Annotated in this window: 19 protein-coding genes and 1 tRNA gene; 11 read left to right on the top strand and 9 right to left on the bottom strand. The window is 65.6% G+C overall.

Going from position 1 to position 17,625, the window contains the following annotated elements; translation table 11 throughout:
• Window positions 1-75 precede the first annotated feature (75 nt).
• Window positions 76-1,509 carry a glutamate synthase subunit beta gene (locus ACFQE0_RS00460; protein WP_378966029.1) on the top strand — a complete coding sequence of 478 codons (1,434 nt, stop codon included), beginning with the start codon at window positions 76-78 and terminating at the stop codon, window positions 1,507-1,509.
• A gap of 12 nt (window positions 1,510-1,521) precedes the next feature.
• On the opposite strand, the gene ACFQE0_RS00455 is transcribed toward ACFQE0_RS00460, so the two are convergent.
• The 3 genes from ACFQE0_RS00455 to galE form a co-directional block, all read right to left on the bottom strand.
• On the bottom strand, window positions 1,522-2,913 hold the full coding sequence (locus tag ACFQE0_RS00455) for an SGNH/GDSL hydrolase family protein (protein ID WP_378966026.1): 1,392 nt from the start codon (window positions 2,911-2,913) through the stop codon (window positions 1,522-1,524).
• 76 nt (window positions 2,914-2,989) lie between these two features.
• A complete protein-coding gene (locus tag ACFQE0_RS00450; protein ID WP_378975177.1) occupies window positions 2,990-4,177 on the bottom strand; it encodes a lytic murein transglycosylase in 1,188 nt (395 codons plus the stop codon).
• A 3-nt stretch (window positions 4,178-4,180) separates the two neighbouring features.
• Window positions 4,181-5,173, bottom strand: coding sequence for a UDP-glucose 4-epimerase GalE (galE, locus tag ACFQE0_RS00445; protein ID WP_378966024.1), 993 nt, complete (start codon window positions 5,171-5,173; stop codon window positions 4,181-4,183).
• A gap of 166 nt (window positions 5,174-5,339) precedes the next feature.
• On the opposite strand from galE, the gene ACFQE0_RS00440 reads away from it, so the two are divergent.
• Window positions 5,340-6,206 (top strand): UTP--glucose-1-phosphate uridylyltransferase, encoded by an 867-nt coding sequence (locus ACFQE0_RS00440; RefSeq protein ID WP_378966022.1) that lies wholly within the window; start codon window positions 5,340-5,342, stop codon window positions 6,204-6,206.
• Between the two features lie 202 nt (window positions 6,207-6,408).
• Here the strand turns inward: ACFQE0_RS00440 and ACFQE0_RS00435 are convergent, their stop codons facing one another.
• Window positions 6,409-7,320: an N-formylglutamate amidohydrolase gene (locus ACFQE0_RS00435; RefSeq protein ID WP_378966020.1), complete on the bottom strand. Its 912-nt coding sequence runs from the start codon at window positions 7,318-7,320 to the stop codon at window positions 6,409-6,411.
• A gap of 210 nt (window positions 7,321-7,530) precedes the next feature.
• Here ACFQE0_RS00435 and cpdR point away from each other — a divergent pair, with 210 nt between their 5' ends.
• The 4 genes from cpdR to ACFQE0_RS00415 all read left to right on the top strand — a co-directional run bounded on the left by cpdR (window position 7,531) and on the right by ACFQE0_RS00415 (window position 9,570).
• Window positions 7,531-7,887, top strand: a complete 357-nt coding sequence (cpdR, locus tag ACFQE0_RS00430; RefSeq protein ID WP_003603128.1) for a cell cycle two-component system response regulator CpdR — start codon at window positions 7,531-7,533, stop codon at window positions 7,885-7,887.
• A gap of 103 nt (window positions 7,888-7,990) precedes the next feature.
• The gene (grxC, locus tag ACFQE0_RS00425) at window positions 7,991-8,260 is read left to right on the top strand and encodes a glutaredoxin 3 (RefSeq protein ID WP_378966018.1); all 270 of its coding nucleotides are present in this window, start codon (window positions 7,991-7,993) and stop codon (window positions 8,258-8,260) included.
• Complete coding sequence (locus tag ACFQE0_RS00420) at window positions 8,253-9,092, top strand: carbon-nitrogen hydrolase family protein (RefSeq protein WP_378966016.1); 840 nt, start codon at window positions 8,253-8,255, stop codon at window positions 9,090-9,092. The genes grxC and ACFQE0_RS00420 overlap by 8 nt, the downstream gene beginning before the upstream one ends.
• Window positions 9,093-9,111: 19 nt before the next feature.
• Window positions 9,112-9,570, top strand: a complete 459-nt coding sequence (locus tag ACFQE0_RS00415; RefSeq protein ID WP_378966014.1) for a DUF1178 family protein — start codon at window positions 9,112-9,114, stop codon at window positions 9,568-9,570.
• On the opposite strand, the gene ACFQE0_RS00410 is transcribed toward ACFQE0_RS00415, so the two are convergent.
• Window positions 9,567-10,055 carry a disulfide bond formation protein B gene (locus ACFQE0_RS00410; RefSeq protein ID WP_378966011.1) on the bottom strand — a complete coding sequence of 163 codons (489 nt, stop codon included), beginning with the start codon at window positions 10,053-10,055 and terminating at the stop codon, window positions 9,567-9,569. The genes ACFQE0_RS00415 and ACFQE0_RS00410 overlap by 4 nt on opposite strands.
• 2 nt (window positions 10,056-10,057) lie before the next feature.
• Window positions 10,058-10,639, bottom strand: a complete 582-nt coding sequence (locus tag ACFQE0_RS00405) for a YqaA family protein (RefSeq protein ID WP_378966009.1) — start codon at window positions 10,637-10,639, stop codon at window positions 10,058-10,060.
• Window positions 10,640-10,801: 162 nt separating this feature from the next.
• Between ACFQE0_RS00405 and ACFQE0_RS00400 the strand changes: the two genes are divergently transcribed.
• Window positions 10,802-10,886 (top strand) — tRNA-Leu (locus ACFQE0_RS00400).
• Between the two features lie 9 nt (window positions 10,887-10,895).
• Here ACFQE0_RS00400 and ACFQE0_RS00395 read toward each other — a convergent pair.
• Window positions 10,896-11,411: a hypothetical protein gene (locus ACFQE0_RS00395; protein ID WP_378966006.1), complete on the bottom strand. Its 516-nt coding sequence runs from the start codon at window positions 11,409-11,411 to the stop codon at window positions 10,896-10,898.
• 29 nt (window positions 11,412-11,440) lie between these two features.
• Entirely contained in the window at window positions 11,441-11,971 is a 531-nt protein-coding gene (locus ACFQE0_RS00390) for a hypothetical protein (protein WP_378966004.1), read from the bottom strand.
• A gap of 398 nt (window positions 11,972-12,369) precedes the next feature.
• Here ACFQE0_RS00390 and ACFQE0_RS00385 point away from each other — a divergent pair, with 398 nt between their 5' ends.
• From ACFQE0_RS00385 to ACFQE0_RS00370, 4 genes are all read left to right on the top strand, one after another.
• Window positions 12,370-13,020: a metallophosphoesterase gene (locus ACFQE0_RS00385; RefSeq protein WP_378966002.1), complete on the top strand. Its 651-nt coding sequence runs from the start codon at window positions 12,370-12,372 to the stop codon at window positions 13,018-13,020.
• A 561-nt stretch (window positions 13,021-13,581) separates the two neighbouring features.
• On the top strand, window positions 13,582-15,099 hold the full coding sequence (locus ACFQE0_RS00380; RefSeq protein ID WP_378966000.1) for a chromosome partitioning protein ParA: 1,518 nt from the start codon (window positions 13,582-13,584) through the stop codon (window positions 15,097-15,099).
• Window positions 15,100-15,127: 28 nt separating this feature from the next.
• Window positions 15,128-15,598, top strand: a complete 471-nt coding sequence (locus tag ACFQE0_RS00375; RefSeq protein ID WP_378965998.1) for a hypothetical protein — start codon at window positions 15,128-15,130, stop codon at window positions 15,596-15,598.
• Between the two features lie 266 nt (window positions 15,599-15,864).
• Entirely contained in the window at window positions 15,865-16,353 is a 489-nt protein-coding gene (locus tag ACFQE0_RS00370; RefSeq protein ID WP_378965996.1) for a hypothetical protein, read from the top strand.
• 24 nt (window positions 16,354-16,377) lie between these two features.
• On the opposite strand, the gene ACFQE0_RS00365 is transcribed toward ACFQE0_RS00370, so the two are convergent.
• Window positions 16,378-17,520, bottom strand: coding sequence for a ceramide glucosyltransferase (locus ACFQE0_RS00365; RefSeq protein WP_378965994.1), 1,143 nt, complete (start codon window positions 17,518-17,520; stop codon window positions 16,378-16,380).
• Between the last annotated feature and the right edge of the window lie 105 nt (window positions 17,521-17,625).

Genomic DNA, 17,625 nt, shown 5'->3' with positions numbered 1-17,625 from the left:
GGCCGCGCGCCGCAGCCAGCATTTTTTCATAGGCCACCGGACCGCACGATCCGCCTCGGCCGCAAGGGTTGATCGATGGGCAAGATCACGGGCTTCCTCGAATTCGATCGGCAGGAGCAGAAGTATCAGCTCGCCGCCGACCGCGTTCGGCACTTCCGCGAGTTTACGCTCCCGCTGGACGAGCATGACCTGACCAAGCAGGCGGCGCGCTGCATGGATTGCGGCATCCCGTTCTGCCATGGCCCGACGGGTTGCCCGGTCCACAACCAGATCCCGGATTGGAACGACCTCGTCTTCCAGTCGGATTGGGAAGAAGCCTCGCGCAACCTCCACTCCACGAACAACTTCCCCGAATTCACCGGCCGCATCTGCCCCGCGCCCTGCGAGGAAGCGTGCACCCTGAACCTCGAGAACCAGCCGGTCGCCATCAAGACGATCGAGCAGGCCATCGCGGATCGCGCTTGGAACATGGGCTGGATCAAGCCGGAGATTTCCGAGATCCGCACTGGCAAGCGGGTGGCGGTGATCGGCTCCGGTCCGGCGGGCATGGCGGCGGCGCAGCAACTCGCCCGCGTCGGCCACACCGTCCATGTGTTCGAGCGCGAGCCGAAGGCGGGTGGCCTGCTCCGTTACGGCATTCCGGACTTCAAGATGGAGAAGCGCCACATCGATCGGCGCGTGAAGCAGATGGAAGCCGAAGGTGTGGTCTTCCACTACAATCAGAACGTCGGCGTCACGAAGCCAGTCGAAGAGCTGAAGGCGGAGTACGACGCCGTGATCTTCTGCGGCGGCGCCGAGGATCCGCGCAACCCGAACCTGCCGGGGCAGGAGCTCGAGGGCGTGCATTATGCGATGCCCTACCTCGTGCAGTCGAACCGCCGCGTCGGACAGGAGCCGATGCGGGGTAACGGCGAGGCGCCGATCCTGGCCAACGGTAAGAACGTCGTCGTCATCGGCGGCGGCGATACCGCGTCCGATTGCGTCGGCACGGCCTTCCGCCAGGGCGCGCTCTCGGTAACCCAGCTCGACATCCGCCCCCGCCCGCCGGAGCGCGAGGACAAGCTGACCGTGTGGCCTTACTGGCCGACGAAGATGCGCACCTCGTCGAGCCAGGCGGAAGGCGCGGAGCGTGAGTTCCAGGCTGCCACCCTTCGCCTCGAAGGCAACAAGAAGGGTGTGCTGACGGGCGTCGTCTGTGCACGTGTGGATGCCAAGCGTCAGCCGATCCCTGGCACCGAGTTCGTCCTGCCCGCCGATCTCGTCTTCATGGCGATCGGCTTCGCCGGATCGGTTCAGAAGGGCCTGCTCGAGCAATCCGGCGTCACGGTCGACAAGCGCGGCAACGTGACGGCGAACGAGGACGATTACCGCACCTCCGATCCGAAGATCTGGGCGGCAGGCGACATGCGCCGTGGCCAGTCCCTGGTGGTGTGGGCGATTCGCGAGGGACGTCAGGCCGCCCGCGCCATCGACGAGGCGTTGATGGGCGCGAGCGTCCTGCCGCGCTGAGGCGCGATAGGATCAGCCGGGGGGCCAGCGGAAATCGTCGGCTCGCCCTGGCTGCGGCGCGGGAGCGTTCCCACGCAACAGGGTGCGTTCCACGGTTCCGGTGGAATCGCCGTCGAGGGGGCGCCCCGTCATCAATGCGCCGCCGGGCGATGTCTCGTTTCGTGAGAGGGGGACGACCGGCCCGGCCACCGGCTTCACCGGCAAGGCAGGAATGCCCGCTGGCTCGGGCAAGCTCGGCAGCATCGCGGTGATCTGCCGGTCGATCGCGGCCGTGTCCGACGGCGGCGCCTCGCCGCCATCCAGGCTCGCGGCCGGAACGCCCGCGGGGGCACCCGGTGTCACGGCCGCCGTCGGCGGTTGCTCCGACAGCGCGGGCGCGGCGGTGCCCATCAGGCGCTTCAGTTCGATATCCGCGAAGTGCGCGAGCTTGCGATCGCCCGCCTTCGTGAAATGTACGCCGTCGGAGGTCCGCAGCTTCGCGATCTGACCTTCCGGATCTGGGCCAGATGACGCATAGCGATCCCGGTCGTCCACGAAGCCCGGCCAGATGTCGACGTAGGTTGCCCCTGCCTTGGTCACCGCTTCGCGAACCAGATCGTTGATCGAGGCGAGGTCGCGCATGAGGCTCGGGTTCTGCATCGGCGGCAGCCCGACCCAGATCAGCGGTATCTTACGGTCGGTGAAGGGCTTCACCATCGCCTCGACCCGCGCCCGGTACAGCTCCTTCCAGCGATCGGTCAGGGGTTCGATCGTGGCATCACCGTCGCGGATGACCTGCCGGTCGTTCGCGCCCACCATCACGAGCCCGTAGCGCACCTTCGGGTTGGCCTGAAGATAATCGTCCGCCACCTTCGGCCAGTCGACGACGTCCTTGCGGACGAGGCCGCTATCGCCTTTCGAACGGTCCATCACCGCGACGTCGGCATTGTCCTCGAAGGCATCGTCGAGGCCCTTGGCCAGATGGTCGGCCAGGGAATCGCCGAACACGGCGATCTGCACGCTCGGATCCGGCTTGGCGGCCACGGCCTTCGGCGGCTGCGGCGCGCGGGCAGGTTGCTGGCGGCGGCGCACGCTCGCTGGCGGGCGCTGGCTATCCGCCGTGCCGTAGTTGCGCTGGCGCGGCGGCGGGGGACGATAGGCGCGCTCGGGCGGCGGCGCGACCTGCGGCTGCGGCCGGTCTTCCCACGGCCAATAGAACTGGCGCGGCTGCTCCGGCGGCGGCGCGTAGCGCTGCGGGCGTGCATAGGCGTCATCGCGATAGGCGCGGCGGCGCGGCGGCGCCTGGTAGTTTCCCCCGCGCGGATCGGCATAGCCGTCGCCCCATTGGGCTTTGGCCTCGCCCGGCGGGAGCAGGGCCAAGCCGAGCACAACCGCGAGGGAAAGAGGGTAGAGCGGCTTCGTCATTCACCCACGCCTTCCGCGTCCGCCCGAGAGCGCTCCTTACGATAACGAAATGAACCGTCTTCGTCTAAGCGCCCGCTTAAGGACCTTTGAGATGCGAGAGCAGCGCGGGCGAGGCATAACCGTCGGCGGGCAAGCCGGCGTCGATCTGGTAGCGGCGCACGGCCTCGCGCAATTTCGGCCCTGCTCTGCCATCGGCGTCGCCCCGATAGAAGCCCTTCGCGGTCAAGCCTTGCTGCAAGGCCTTGATGCCGGCGCCATCGAGGCGTGGCGCCTTGGTCGGCCACGGCGCCGCAAGCGCTGGCCCTCCGGCCAAGCGATCCGCCAGATGACCGACCGCCAACGCGTAGGAATCCGAGGTGTTGTAGCCTCGGATCACCTCGAAATTGTCCGTCAGCAGAAAGACCGGACCGCCGAGCCCACCCGGCAGGAACAGGCTTCCTTTGCCGATACCGGGCAGCGCGCCGCCATCGGTGCGCATGACGCCGCGCGACGTGAAATCGGACAGGTCGGCCGCATAGCGGCTGAGATCGAAATCCTGTGGCAGCCGCACCTCGTAGCCCCAGGACAAGCCGGGCCTCCAGCCCAGATCCTTGAGGTAGGAGGCAATGGAGGCGAGGGCGTCGGCATCGTCCTGCCAGATGTCGCGGCGTCCATCGCCGTCGAAATCGACGGCGTGGCCGAGATAGGTCGAGGGCAGGAACTGGACCTGACCCATCGCGCCCGCCCAGCTTCCGCTCATCGCTGACGGGGTGATGTCGCCGCGTTGGAGGATCTGCAGCGCGTCGAGCAATTCGTTCCGGAACAGATCGCCACGATGTCCTGCCGAGGCCAAAGTCGCCAGGGCACGGATCGTCGGCACTGTCCCGGCGCTGGCACCGAAATCGGATTCGACGCCCCAGATCGCCAGCACGACGCTCTCCGGGACGCCGTAGCGCGCCTCGATGGCTTGGAGTGTCGCGGCTAGCGCTTGCGCCCTCGCGCGTCCCCGCGCGATCCGGCCCGGTGTCACCGCACCGACGAGGTAGTCCCAGACCGGTCGGCTGAACTCACCCTGCTTCTTCGTCCGCGCGAGGATCGACGGATCCGGCGCCTTCACTTCCCGGAAGGCAGCATCCAGTGTCGCATCCGAGACGCCACGCGCCGCCGCATCGCGGCGCAGGTCGGTGAGGAAGGCAGCGAAGCTCGCCCCGCCCTCTGGTTTGGCTCCCGCCGGAGCGGCACCGCACAAGATCAGAAGAGTGAGCGCTGCCGCGAGCCGGCGCATCATTCAGGTCCGGTTGCGCTTGGCGAGATGGTCTTCCCAGGCAAGCGCCTGTGTCACGATCGTCTCCAGATCATTGAAGCGCGGCTCCCAACCCAGGCTCTCGCGGATCTTGTCGACACCGGCGACGAGTTGGGCCGGGTCGCCCGGCCGACGCGGGCAAATACGCACGTCAAAATCGACGCCGGAGACTCGCTTCACGACCTCGACCACTTCCAGCACCGAATAGCCCTGCCCGTAGCCGCAATTCATCACGAGGCTTTCGCCTCCGCTACGCAGATGGTCGAGGGCGAGACGATGGGCGTCGGCGAGATCGGTGACCTGGATATAGTCCCGAAGGCAGGACCCGTCCGGCGTGGGATAGTCCGTTCCGTAGACGTCGAGCCGCTCGCGACGACCGAGAGCCGCCTGGGTCGCCACCTTGATGAGGTGGGTGGCATTCGGCGACGACTGACCGGAGCGGCCCTTCGGATCGGCCCCGGCGACGTTGAAGTAGCGCAGCACGACGTAGGTGAAGCCGAGCGCCGCCGCCGCGTCGGCGATCATCCACTCGCTCATCAGCTTGGAGCGGCCATAGGGGTTGATCGGGTTGAGCGGCACGGATTCGAGGACCGGCACGGCCTCCGGCTCGCCATAGACGGCGGCGGTCGAGGAGAAGATCACATGGCGCACACCCGCGCCCACCGCCGCCTCGATCAGGGCGCGCGTCTTCACCGTGTTGCCGAGGTAGTAACCGAGGGGATCGGACACGGAATCCGGCACCACGATCTTCGCGGCGAAATGCGCCAGCGCGTCGATCTCGTGCTCCCGGATCGTGCGCACGACGAGATCCTGATCGGCCACGTCGCCGACGACGAGGTGGACGCCCTCGGGCACGGCCCAATCGAACCCGGTCGAGAGATCGTCGAGGACCACGACCTTATCGTGCCCAGCATCGAGCAGGGCCAGCACCATGTGGCTGCCGATATAGCCGGCGCCGCCCGTCACGAGGACTGCCATCCCGATTTCTCCGTTGATCGTGGGCGTTAACGCTACACGTAGCGTCCGCCGATATATTTACGTCGGACTACCCGGCAGTATCATGAAAAGGGCCTTGCGAGGGCCGTCGCGGTCTGTCTCATCGTCCCAGTGTCGTTCCAACTCACAGCTTCAAGGCCATCGCACGATGAAACCGATCCGCAAGGCCGTCCTCCCCGTCGCGGGTCTGGGCACGCGTTTCCTCCCGGCGACCAAGGCCGTCCCCAAGGAAATGCTGACCGTGGTCGACCGGCCGGTCGTCCAGCACGTGGTGGATGAGGCGCGCGAGGCGGGCATCGAGCATTTCATCTTCGTCACCGGCCGGGGCAAGGCAGTGATCGAGGACCATTTCGATATCGCCTACGAACTCGACCGCACCCTCCAGGAGCGCGGCAAGCAGGCGATCTACGAGGAGTTGAAGAAGGATCTGCCCCAGGCCGGCCAGACCAGCTTCACCCGCCAGCAGGCGCCCCTCGGCCTCGGCCATGCGGTCTGGTGCGCTCGAGAGATCGTCGGCGACGAGCCCTTCGCCGTTCTTCTGCCGGACATGCTGAGCCGGGGCTGCATGGGTCAGATGCTCGCGGCCTACGAGCGGCACGGCGGCAACGTCATCGCCGTGGAAGAGGTCGCCCCCGAGGAGACCCACCAGTACGGCATCGTCAGCGTCGGCGAGACCTACGGCCAGACCTTCGAGATCACCGGCATGGTGGAGAAGCCGAAGCAGGGCACGGCCCCGTCGAACTACATCATTTCCGGTCGCTATATCCTTCAGCCCGAGATCTTCGGTATCCTCGAGCACGGCAAGAAGGGCGCAGGCGGCGAGATCCAGCTCACCGACGCCATGATCGACCTGATGGGCGAACAATCCTTCTTCGGCATGAAGTACGAGGGCCGCACCTACGACACCGGTTCGAAGCTCGGCTTCCTGACCGCGAACCTTGCCTACGGACTGGAGCGGCCGGACCTCGCCGGCCCGCTCAAGGCCGAGATCGCCAAGCTGCTCGCCGAGCAGTGAGAGGGCCTACAGCTTAGCAAGGGAGCCATGCGCCGAAAGCGGGCATTCGGGGACGAACGCCTCTTGTCTTTTGTGCGGCGCACTTTAGATTGTGCATTGCAGGAACGCGATGGCGTCGCGGTCCTGCTGCCCTTCTTGGGCGTTTCCTCCCTAGACTTCGGGCCGCTCCTTCGGGAGTGGCCTTTTTTCTTGGCGCAATCGCCTATTCGGCGGCCATGCGGGGGAGGGGTATCTCTGTCGACCCCGTCGCCACGGCTGTCACGATCGCTTCAAGCGCCGTGACGAGGCCGGAAAAACTTCGGGTCAGAGCCATGCTCGACTCGTTCATGTAGAGCGCGCGGTTCAACTCGATTTGTAGAGCGTGCCGCCCAAGGTTCGGCTCACCGTAATGCTCGGTGATGAACCCTCCCGCGTAGGGTTTGTTACGCACCACGCGGAAACCGTGTGCCTGAAACTGGCTCTCGAACGCGTCGATGAGTGTTGGCGCGCAGGCCGTACCATAGCGATCACCGAGCACTACGTCGGCCTTGGCATCGTCGCGCCCCAGGCTCGTCGAGGGCATCGAGTGGCAATCGATCAGAATGCAGCGGCCGTGGCTCTTCGCCGTACGCTGGATCAACCCGCGCAGGGTGCGGTGATACGGTTTGTAGAGCGTCTCGATCCGGGCGACCGCTTCTCCGGCGGGGATCCGGCCCGGATAGATTTCCTGCCCATCGGCCACGACGCGCGGAACGGTGCCGAGCCCGCCCGCCACTCGCATGGAGCGTGTGTTGGCGAAAGGCGGCAACCGCCCGTCGAACATACGCGGGTCGAGCTCGTAGGGCTCCCGGTTCACATCGAGATAGGCGCGGGGAAAGTTCGCCCGCAGGAGGGGCGCACCGAGGCGTACGACGGGCGCGAAAAGCCGGTCGACATGCGCATCTTCTGATCGCCGAAGGCTCAACCCGTCCAGACGCGAGGCCGCGAGGAAGCTCGACGGGTAGATCGCCCCGGAATGGCCGGTGTTGAAGACGAAGGGGATCGAATGGTCGTCCGGCTCGTCCACGACGAAGGGTGGATCGAACAGGCTGGCGGGCTCGGCTGGCCCCGGTGTTTCCGTGGCGGAGATTGTCATCGTCGGCGTGGACGCTCCGGTCGCGATCCCGTATCCCGTCTGCACAGTCTGGGGCGGAGATTCGCCCCTGTCCACTGGGCGGATGCCCCGTTGCAGCGACACAACGGCTGGCAGTTCACCAGCGAGCGGTTCCCGCTGAGGTTACCACTTGTTTACCAACCCGTCCCTTTATGGGATCAACGCTTCGATTCGAGGACTCGGAACCGTCCGATGAAAATTCTGCTGGCGGAAGACGACAACGACATGCGCCGGTTCCTCGCGAAGGCGCTGCAGAACGCGGGCTACGACGTGCTCTCGTTCGACAACGGGCTCTCGGCGTATAACCGCCTGCGCGAAGAACCGTTCGAGCTGCTGCTGACCGACATCGTCATGCCGGAAATGGACGGAATCGAGCTGGCTCGCCGGGCCACCGAACTCGATCCGGACATCAAAGTGATGTTTATCACCGGCTTCGCCGCCGTGGCCCTGAACCCGGATTCGAAGGCCCCGAAGGACGCGAAGGTCCTCTCCAAGCCATTCCACCTCCGCGATCTCGTGAACGAGGTCGAGAAGCTGCTGGCGGCCTGAGGCCGAAGACCGTCTGGCTGCGGCCGCGCGTGACCGCGCGGCCATAGGCAACTGGCTCGGGAAGCCCCTATATGGGGCATCTTCCGTGCGAGATGCAGCGACGATGCAGCCGGTCACCATCTACACCACGTCCTGGTGCCCCTATTGCGCGGCGGCCAAGAGCCTGCTGACGCAGAAGGGCGTGGTCTTCCAGGAAATCGACGTGGAGCGCACGGCAGGCTCGCGTGCGACCATGGTCGAGCGGGCGGGCGGCCGCACGAGCGTGCCGCAGATCTTCGTCGGCGCGACCCATGTCGGCGGTTGCGACGACCTCTACGCCCTGGATCGTGCGGGCAAGCTAGATCCGCTGCTGAAGGCATCCGCCGATGCCTGAGCGTTTCGTTGCCGCGTGCATTCAGATGTGCTCAGGCCGCGACCCTGCGGCCAATCGCGACGCAGCGGTCGCGGGGCTGCGCGAGGCAGCGTCACGGGGGGCTCAGTACGTCCAGACGCCGGAGATGACTTCTCTGGTCGAACGGGGCCGCGAGAAGCTGTTCGCCGTCGTGACGGACCAGGATTCCGACATCACCCTCGCTGCCCTTCGCCAGACGGCGCGGGACGTCGGGACGTGGGTGCAGGTTGGCTCGATCGCCGTCCGCAACGGCGACAAGATTGCCAACCGTGCCTTCCTCATCGATCCCGAGGGCGGCATCGCCGCCTCCTACGACAAGCTGCATTTGTTCGACGTCGACCTGCCGAGCGGCGAGAGTTGGCGGGAATCCTCGACCTATACGGGCGGTAGTTGCGCGGTGGCGGCCGAAACGCCGCTCGCTACATTCGGTCTTACGATCTGCTACGACATTCGCTTCCCTTCCCTCTACCGCTCCCTTGCGGAGGCGGGCGCGGACGTCCTGACGGGGCCGGCCTGCTTCACGCGCCAGACCGGCGAGGCGCATTGGCACGTTCTGCAACGGGCGCGGGCGATTGAGACCGGATCGTTCATGATCTCGGCGGCGCAGGGCGGGACACATGAGGATGGCCGCGAGACCTTCGGTCACTCGCTCATCATCGATCCCTGGGGCCGGGTGCTCGCCGACGGCGGCACCGAGCCGGGCGTGATTTTGGCCGAGATCGACTTGGCCCTCGTGGCCGATGCGCGGACGCGTATCCCGTCTCTTCGCCACGCCCGTCCGTTCACCATCGAGCGCGCCGGACTGAAGTCCTGACACACAAAATCGCACGCGAATGATCCGGTACAATCTGGTCTGCGAATCCGCACACGACTTCGAATGCTGGTTTCCCTCCTCGGATGCCTACGACGCCCAGGTCGAACGTGGCCTCGTCGGCTGTCCGCATTGCGGCAGCACGTCCGTGTCGAAGGCGGTGATGGCGCCGCGTGTCGCACGGAAGGATCGCGAACCCTCGAAAGCCCTCGTCGCCGCGCCGCCCACGGAGGCTACGGTGCCGATGATCTCCGAACCGGAGCGCAAGCTGCGGGAGATGATCAAGGCGCTCCACGAGCATGTCGCGGCGAATTCCGAGCATGTCGGCGATCGCTTCGCCGAAGAGGCGCGGAAAATCCATTACGGCGAAACGGAAGGCCGTTCGATCCATGGGCAGGCGAGCCTGGACGAGGCCCGCGCGCTGATCGAGGAGGGGATCGAGGTCGCTCCCCTGCCGATGCTTCCGGATGATCGGAACTAGCCCCGGAGCGCCTCTGTCCCGGCCCATGAGGCGAGGATCGCGGAGATCGCCGCGCTCCACCCAGCGAGCGAAACGCCGAGGACCCGCAACGACGCGGTCGAGCAATCCACGACCTTCGTGACCTTGAGCGAAGACAGGAAGTCGGTCACCGCAGCGGGGTTTGCGCCCGTGCCACCGCCGCAATCCATCGGGCCCGCCCAAAAGCCCCATTCGGCGCCTGCGTGATAGATGCCGATGCCCGCGCCGTAGAGCAGACCGAGCGCCGCAAGGCCGAGAGCGAGGCGAGCGAGGCGGATTGGTGCGAACAGCGCGATGAGGCCAAGCGGCACAGCGGCATAGTAGGGCAAGCGCTCAGTCAGGCAGAGCTTACAGGGCGCGTATCCAAACACGTATTGCAGCACCAGGGCGCCGCCGACGGTGATCGCAGCGGCGATGGCGACCCACAATCCGGTCGTCTTGAGGCGAAGGGCGGTTTTCGTATCCATTGCTACAGGATCACCTTGAACAGCACGAAACCAAGAACGATCACCGCGAGAGAAATGGCGGCGACCGCGTTGAGATGCCGGTCCAGAACGCCGCGGATCTGGACGCCGTAGCGTCCGAGCAGGGCGGCGAGGATGAAGAAGCGCGCCCCCCGGGTGATGACCGACAGCACCGTGAACCAGAACAGGCTGTAATGGGCGAAGCCCGACGTGATCGTGACGAGCTTATAGGGGATCGGGGTCAGGCCCTTCAGCAGGATCACCCAATGTCCGTATTCGGCGTAGGAGCGCTCAAACGCTTCGGCCGAGTTCTGCAGCCCGTAAAGCTTGATGAGCGCCTGCCCGAGGGAATCGAACAGTAGCGCGCCGATCGCATAGCCGACGAGCCCGCCGAGGACCGAACACACCGTGGCGACGGTGGCGAAGAACCAGACCCGATCCGGGCGGCTCACCGACATCGGCACCATCATGGCGTCCGGTGGCACGGGGAAGAACGAGCTTTCCGCGAAGGCCACTGCCCCGAGGGCGTATGGCGCGGAAGGCCGGTCGCTCAGGGCCAGGATCCAGGCATAGAGCCGCCGCAGCATCTAGTCGTCCGGGGAGAGCGAGGGAAAGCGGCGCCCCTTCAAGCACAGCCCACCGCGTAAGGCCAGAGTTGGCACCTCGCGAAGAAACCTGCCTGCGGAAAGCATCTGCCGCGCGAAAAACCCTTGGCCGATCGGGCTCACCTGTGCGATGAGCCCCGGCGCGCGGGTATGGCGGAATTGGTAGACGCGGGCGACTCAAAATCGCCAGCCGCAAGGCGTGGGGGTTCGATTCCCTCTACCCGCACCACAGCCAGGATCAGGGATCCTCGCTCAGATCGCGAAACTCGATCTGGACACTGCTGTAGAGCCGCTTCAGCCACATTTGCGCTTCCGCGAGCTTGGCCCGGTTCAGTTCGATTTCCTCTTCCGCGCGCCGCGCACGGGCATCGGCCATTTGCGCCGCGAGTTCGGCCCGCTCGGCGCGGAGATGGGCATCCCGCGCCGCCGATTCCGCGAGACGGAGGCGGCGCTCCGTCTCTTCGAGGCGATGCATGGCCCCGTCGATGACGCTTTGCGAATGCTCCACCACATCGCGCGTGTAGCGTCGTGCCTGACGGACGCGGGCGCCGACATCGCGGATCAGTTCGATGGCCGCCGGCCAGTTCGGCTCCTCGGTCTCGCTCGAGTCCAAGACCGGAGGCTCGGGAAAGAGTTGAACTACACCGCTGCGCTCGACCGTGTGGCGCGTGGGCGCCAGCAATTGCCGCAGGCTCGGGCGGTCGTTCGTCCGCTCGCCTTCGAGGGGCGCGACTTCGCCGGTGCGACTGCCCACGGGCGGACGGTCCTTCACGTTCCGCGCCATCAGCCGTTCGCCTCATCGATGATGGAGAACTCGCTGAAGATCGTCTCGTGGATCTGCCGCAGCCAAGCCTCGGCGGTGTTCGCGCGTTCCTCCGCCTGGGTGGCCCGCTCCTCGGCGGCGCGAACACGCTCATGCGCTGCGGCTTCCGCTTGGGCCGCCTTGGCTTCGGCCGCGCGCACCCGTTCCTCTGCAAGCCGGATATCGGCACGGGCGCGACTGAGAAGATCCTCGACCTGCATCGCGCGTTCGCGCGTCTGAGCCTCGGACTCGCGCATGCGGCTCGCCGTCGAGCGGATGCGTTCGATCAGGGCCGGCCAGTCGGAATTCTGTTCGGGCATCGGAGTCCTCGGCAGGTCTTCATCGATAGAGGACCCTATAGCCTTAAGAATCGTCGCGATGCCGTTGGTGGCCGACACAGCCGCACTTTCCATCCCAGCGGGTGATTGGAAGTCTACGGCACGCTCAAGGCGTAATTTTCTTGCCGGATTGATGCTCGCAAACATGATTGACGACGCCCGAACGAAGGCCATGCTCGTAACCGAGCCATGTGATTAATTTTGTCTGAAAAGCGCCATGACTCAAGGCCCGTAATGCTATCCGTGGGTTGTTTTCCCTGTTTTCGCTGGGTTTCTCCGCATTCAAACGCAAGGACAGTTAATCTTGGGCGCTGCACCAGATCTTCAATCTTGTGCGGAGACATGCCGGGGTGTCTGCGTGGGCTAACATATTACAGTGCCGGTGGGAGGGTGGGAGAACTGGCGCGGATGTGGAAACTGAAGCGCCCCAACCTTTTCAGCCAAAACGAAAAATGTGATCAAGCTCTCGCGTTGGACGAAGGAGGACCTTCGTCTGCGTGCCGTCACAGCCGGATCGGGCGCGAAGCCTGAGGGGGGCTATCGAGGGTTCGATCAACACAGGCTGGGGTGGGATGAATACATACGCCGTCGGCGATATCCACGGTTGCTTCGACGGGTTTCGCGCCATTCTTGATCGCATCGCGTCTCACGCGGCAGGCGAACCGCACCGGATCCTGGTGCTCGGCGACTACATCAATATTGGCCCCGACTCCCGAAAGGTTCTCGATCACCTCATCGAGACACCCGCCATCACCGCGCTCTGCGGCGACCACGACATGATGCTACTCGCGGCGGCGCGCGGGGATGCGCGGTCGATCTGGAACTTCGAGTATCACGGCGGCGGCGAAACCCTTCGAAGCCTCGACGTGGCCAAGGCGGCAGACATCCCGGCACGCTACACCGATTACCTGCGGCAACGCTTGGTCCGGTACGTCGAAGACGGGCAGCGCGTCTTCGTCCATGCCGCAATCGATCCTGCCGTCGGCGAGATGGCCTTCCAAGATGACACGACGCTTCTCTGCGCCCGGAAACCCGTAAGTCCCGCGCCTGACCGGTCGGCGCCCTTCGTCGTCCACGGTCATTTCCCTCAGGCCGATGGGTTGCCGGAAATCCTGCCGCATCGCTGCAACCTCGATACGGACGGATGCCATACGGGGGTGTTCACCTGCGGCATCTTCGACGACGCACAGGCCGACCCAATCGACATCCTTCAAGTCCGCTAGGTCGGTTCAACTTGTGATGGGGGCAGCAAACGCGGCAGGAGAAAGTTGCAAATATGCAACAAACAGAAAACGTCTTGTGTCTTGATGACTTCAAAGGCGATGTTTGAAGCTCGAAACTGACGGCTTTCAACGATTGACGCGCGCATACTATCGTGGCGGGATCACTTTAAGAGATAAGAACCGGTTGCAGGCTCTGCGCGACCTCCCGGCGAGCCCCCTCGGATGTTCAAAGTGGGCGCAAGCGCTCTGGTCTCGCGACTGGTAAAACAATAGGGTCTTTCCGGCGCGCGGGACGAGGGCGGCCGTTTGTCGGCGCGGCGCGAAGGAGTTCGGGACAATGGCATGGACGCCGATCAAGCGTCTGCTCGGGCAGGGATCGGGATCATCTGATTCTTCCCGGGGTAACGACTCCGCCTGGCTCCCGGAACTGGGCTCGAGGCAGCCCTGCGCCCGGAGCCGAAGCGTCAGCCCCCGCAGCAGAAGCAGCCGCAGCCGCCGCAAAGGCCGCAGCCCGCTTATCAGTCGGAGCCCGAGACCTATCCCGAACTGAGTCCGCAGGCAGTGCAGGAAGCGCGGCGCCAACTGGCGGAGCGGCAGCAGGCCGAGCGACGGCAGGAGGCAAAGCGTCAGCCGGAGCCCCCTCCTGCGCCCCCGGTCGATCCCTACAGCGCCTTCGACGCGATCGGCCAGCGCAACGAAATGGTGCGCGTGCGCATCAGCCAGATGATGGAACGGCTGGACGACCTGAAGTCGCTTCAGACGGACTTCGCGCAGATCCTAGAGCCGCTGGCAGGCGTCGCGGACGAGCTGCCGCAAGCGAAGATCAAGATCGCGGAGCTCGAAGTTCTGCTCGCCCGCGAGCAGGAGCACATGCGCAACCTGCATCGTGAGTTGAACGAGGTGAACGGGCGCGCCGCTACGAGCGCGAACGAGTTGGCCGCGACTTCGAACGAGTTGCAGCGCCTGGAAGGTCAGCTGCGCGAGCGGGAGGCCGAAACCGAGGAGCTTCGCGTCCGCATCCGCGACCGGTCCGTCGCAGTGGAGAACCTCGAGCGGCAGTTGTTTGCCGAGACGGAACAGGTTCGCGCGCTGACCGGCGAGAACAAGTCGCTGCGTATCGAGGCGCAGGCCGCCGATCAGGCGATGACCCGCGCCGAGCGCGAGTTGAATGACCTGAGCGAGCGGCTGAGCCTGAGCGAACAAGATGCCCGCCGCCTGCAAACCCTGGCCGGCGAGCAGGCCGTCCGGCTGTCCGAGGCCGAGGCCAGGGTGGTCGAGCTGACGCAGCAGATCGAGGTGCTGCGGCAGCGGGCCCGCGATCTGGAAGCGCAACTTGCGGCCGAGACCGCAGCCCGCGAGCGTGCAGAGAGCCAGTACGAGACCGAGATGTCGGCGATCCGTGCCGACCGGGCAAACCTCGCCATGAAGCTCGATGCCTCGCTTGGCCGGGCCGCGACACTGGAACAGCTTCTCAGCCAAGTTCGCAGCCAGCTGCGCGAGCGTGAGGAAACGTCCCGGACCGCCGACCGCACCCTGAAGGAGCTTCAGATCGAGCGGACGACCATCGATCGGCGACTCGAAGGACTTCAGGCGGAATTGCAGCGGCAGACGGAGCGGGTGTCCGAAACTCAGCGTCTGCGCGCCGAGGCCGATGCGCGGGCGGACATGCTCTCGAAGGCGCTCGCGGCCAAGGAAGCCGCGATGGAGCAATCCCAGACCCGCGTGACGGCCCTGGCCGACCGGATGGAGCAGCTCGGGCGCCGCCACGATGCCGAAAAGGCCGAGTTGCAAGCCGCCAACCGGCGTCTGGTCGAGGAATTACAGAACGAGCGGTCGGAGCGGGCGCTGGCGCAGGGCGCCCTCGATATCGCCCGCGAGACCCGTGCCTCGTTGCAGAAGCAGCACGAGACCCTTAAGCGCGCAGTGCGTAACCTCCACGGCGTCGACCCGGCGGCCCTGCTCGGGTTCGCTGCTCAAGAGGCCCGCGCCGAGCGCGGCGAAGACAGCAATGTTACGCCTTTCGTCGCTGCAGAGCGGGAAGGGCGTGACAACAAACTCAATAACGACATGAATGCTTGAGTGAGTCACCATGATGGAACAGGTTCGCATGCCCATCGAGGACGACGCCGACGCGGCGGCCTATGCTGCCCTGAAGGCTCATGCGGCCGCAGCCGCCGCTGCGGCTGAAGCGGTGCAGAATTTCGAGCCGATCCCGCTGCCGGGCAACGTGTCGTTCTTCCCGTCCCAGCCCCAGCCGAGTGAGGGCGGACCAGTTCGCGACTTCAAGTCGGCCATCGACCTCATTAAGGAGGCAAGCGAGGCGATCCGCTTCTCCGAGGAGCGTGCCACCGAGCTTGAGCAGCAGCTCCATCAGGTCACCAGTCGTTCGGCCGAGCAGGTGAAGGCCCTCGAATTGCAGGTCGCTGCGCTCGAGCGTCGGCTGATCAAATCCGAGGAGCGCGCCCGCGCCGCCGAAGTTCGTGCGAACGACGCGGAAACGTGGCTGTCGCGTCTTCACGACACGATCATCACGAGCTTCCGTCGTCCCCTTCACCCCGGCGAAGGCGACCCGCACTAGGGTTTCCCGCGTCGAGGTGACGACCGTTCCGTTCTAGGACGGCAGAGTAAACAAGGGATTAAAGCCGCGCTTGGCTCAAGGAACCGGGCGCCGCAAGAGGGACGGGGCTGGCATCTTCGCGGTCTGGAACCGTCGCGGGTGCCGCCGCGGAGTCAGGCGAACCGGGCCGCTCAGTACACGGCCGGGAGCGGCTCCGGGGTCGGGGGCCATTCCCGCCGGAAGGCGGCTGCAGGCGAGCGACGGTGCGATCCGGAGCGGAGCGGGCGGTGGCTGAGATCAATGTTACGGTCGAGATGCGCGAGAGGACCATGGAACCTGCTCGGCTCTTGATGACCCCGACGATGCGCAAGGAGCTGAAATCTCTCAGCCCCGTCGAGCGCGCATTGGGCAATTCGGTGTCGAAGACCGGAAGCGATATTGCCGCGCATATGAAGCGCTTCGGACAGGAGGAGTGGCAGGCGGTCTGCGAACGCATCCAGGATGCCGCCGAATACATCCAGGAACTCGAAGCGGGCCGGCACCAACAGGAGATGCAGGCCCAGAAGATCTTCGCGAACATGCAGGACGAGATCGCCGCTGCCAATGCGCGCGCCCTGGCGGCGGAACGGATGCTGCAGGAAGTCCAGCACCGGGCGACTAACGTCGTGAAGACCCTGGAAGACCGGCTTCAGGCGGCCGAGGACCGTGCCCGCGAGGCCGAGGATTGGCTGACTCGGATTTCCGAAGCGGTTCGCTCGAACCTCAGCTTCCCCTGATCGGGAGGGGACGGGTTTCCGCCCTCAAGCCGTCCGGACCCGGCTGGGTTTTGTTTCGATCGCCATGGCATTGCCGCGCCAGACGACGTCGCTGCGCATCCAGGCCATCGTCCAGATGAAGGGGATGAGCAGGTCGCGGGCTATGAAGGCCGCGAGAAGCGCGGGAGAGCGCAGCCATCCGGCGCGGGCGGCGAGGGCGACTTCGCCGCCATAGGTAACAGCGACCATCAGACCGAGGCCGAAAGCCATCTCGGGAGAGCCGATCGATAGTGCCGCCAGAAGGCAGGGCACCAGCATTCCGCTGAAGATTTCCGGTGCGAAGAACAATGGGAAGGTGACGCGGCGCAGGCGCGCCCACCGGATCTGGCGAGACCACATCTCCGCGAAGCTGCGCTTGCCGAGGGGCTGCGAGAAGGGGGCCGCGACGAGGTTGACCCGCCTCCCGGCCGCCCGCACCACTTTGGTGGCGGCGGCGTCTTCGGCGATCTCAAGGGCGAGTGCCCGGATGCCGCCGACCGAGTTCAGAAATGGTCGGTGCCAGAGCATGCTCTTGCCCTGCGCGAAGCCGAGGCCGACCGCCTCACCCGCATATTGCCAGCGCGCCTGAAGGGTATTGAGGAAGGCGCATTCAACCATGGCCCAGAATCCATCCGGCTGGGCGCCTATGGGTGTCGCGCAGACGAGGCCGGTATCGGGCCGCCATGCCGCTTGAAGGGTCTGGAGATAGTCTGGCGGCATCAAAACATTGGAGTCGGCCAGCACGATCCACTCATGCAACGCTGCGTCCCAACCGCGGACGCAGTTGTTGAGTTTGGGATTGTCGCTGATCCGCTCTTCCCCAACGATGACCCGCGCCGCGACATGCGGATGCTTGGCGATGAGTCGTCGCACCAGGGGCAGAATGGGATCTCCCGAGTCGGCCACGCAGAAGATCAATTCGTAATCGCGGTAGGCGAGACGGAAGCCGCTTTCCAACGTCTCCTCGCTAAATCGCTCCAGCCCGCAGATCGGGCGAATGAGTGAGACCGGCGCGCCTTCCGGGAAGGTCGAACGCAGCATCGCGCGCCTGAGCCGCAGCCCGGCAAGGGAGAGGCTTACGAGATTCACCAGCATCAACACGAGGCAGCCGACGAAGGCCAGGAAGGGGCCGTCCAGCGCGCTGATCATGCGAAAGAGCCGTCGGCGCCGGTCCGGGCGCGTCGTGGGGGCGCACCTGCGCCCGTGGCGGCCGGGTACCAGCCGCAGCATATCAGTTGTGTGACGCGGTGCAGC

This window comes from Methylobacterium komagatae, assembly GCF_042661665.1.
GTDB classification, from domain to species: Bacteria; Pseudomonadota; Alphaproteobacteria; order Rhizobiales; family Beijerinckiaceae; genus Methylobacterium; species Methylobacterium komagatae.
Note: the sequence above shows the minus strand (reverse complement) of the source record. Positions and strands in the feature narration are given on the sequence as shown.

Bases quoted from the DNA above. Each gene is read 5' to 3' on its own strand.
- cpdR (WP_003603128.1), top strand. From the start codon at position 7,531: ATGAAAATTCTGCTGGCGGAAGACGACAACGACATGCGCCGGTTCCTC.
- ACFQE0_RS00365 (WP_378965994.1), bottom strand. From the start codon at position 17,520: ATGATCAGCGCGCTGGACGGCCCCTTCCTGGCCTTCGTCGGCTGCCTC.
- galE (WP_378966024.1), bottom strand. From the start codon at position 5,173: ATGGCAGTCCTCGTGACGGGCGGCGCCGGCTATATCGGCAGCCACATG.
- ACFQE0_RS00375 (WP_378965998.1), top strand. From the start codon at position 15,128: ATGCCCATCGAGGACGACGCCGACGCGGCGGCCTATGCTGCCCTGAAG.
- ACFQE0_RS00455 (WP_378966026.1), bottom strand. From the start codon at position 2,913: ATGACGAAGCCGCTCTACCCTCTTTCCCTCGCGGTTGTGCTCGGCTTG.
- ACFQE0_RS00460 (WP_378966029.1), top strand. From the start codon at position 76: ATGGGCAAGATCACGGGCTTCCTCGAATTCGATCGGCAGGAGCAGAAG.
- ACFQE0_RS00420 (WP_378966016.1), top strand. From the start codon at position 8,253: ATGCCTGAGCGTTTCGTTGCCGCGTGCATTCAGATGTGCTCAGGCCGC.
- ACFQE0_RS00410 (WP_378966011.1), bottom strand. From the start codon at position 10,055: ATGGATACGAAAACCGCCCTTCGCCTCAAGACGACCGGATTGTGGGTC.
- ACFQE0_RS00390 (WP_378966004.1), bottom strand. From the start codon at position 11,971: ATGGCCTTCGTTCGGGCGTCGTCAATCATGTTTGCGAGCATCAATCCG.
- ACFQE0_RS00440 (WP_378966022.1), top strand. From the start codon at position 5,340: ATGAAACCGATCCGCAAGGCCGTCCTCCCCGTCGCGGGTCTGGGCACG.
- ACFQE0_RS00450 (WP_378975177.1), bottom strand. From the start codon at position 4,177: ATGCGCCGGCTCGCGGCAGCGCTCACTCTTCTGATCTTGTGCGGTGCC.
- ACFQE0_RS00435 (WP_378966020.1), bottom strand. From the start codon at position 7,320: ATGACAATCTCCGCCACGGAAACACCGGGGCCAGCCGAGCCCGCCAGC.
- ACFQE0_RS00415 (WP_378966014.1), top strand. From the start codon at position 9,112: ATGATCCGGTACAATCTGGTCTGCGAATCCGCACACGACTTCGAATGC.
- ACFQE0_RS00405 (WP_378966009.1), bottom strand. From the start codon at position 10,639: ATGCTGCGGCGGCTCTATGCCTGGATCCTGGCCCTGAGCGACCGGCCT.
- ACFQE0_RS00385 (WP_378966002.1), top strand. From the start codon at position 12,370: ATGAATACATACGCCGTCGGCGATATCCACGGTTGCTTCGACGGGTTT.
- grxC (WP_378966018.1), top strand. From the start codon at position 7,991: ATGCAGCCGGTCACCATCTACACCACGTCCTGGTGCCCCTATTGCGCG.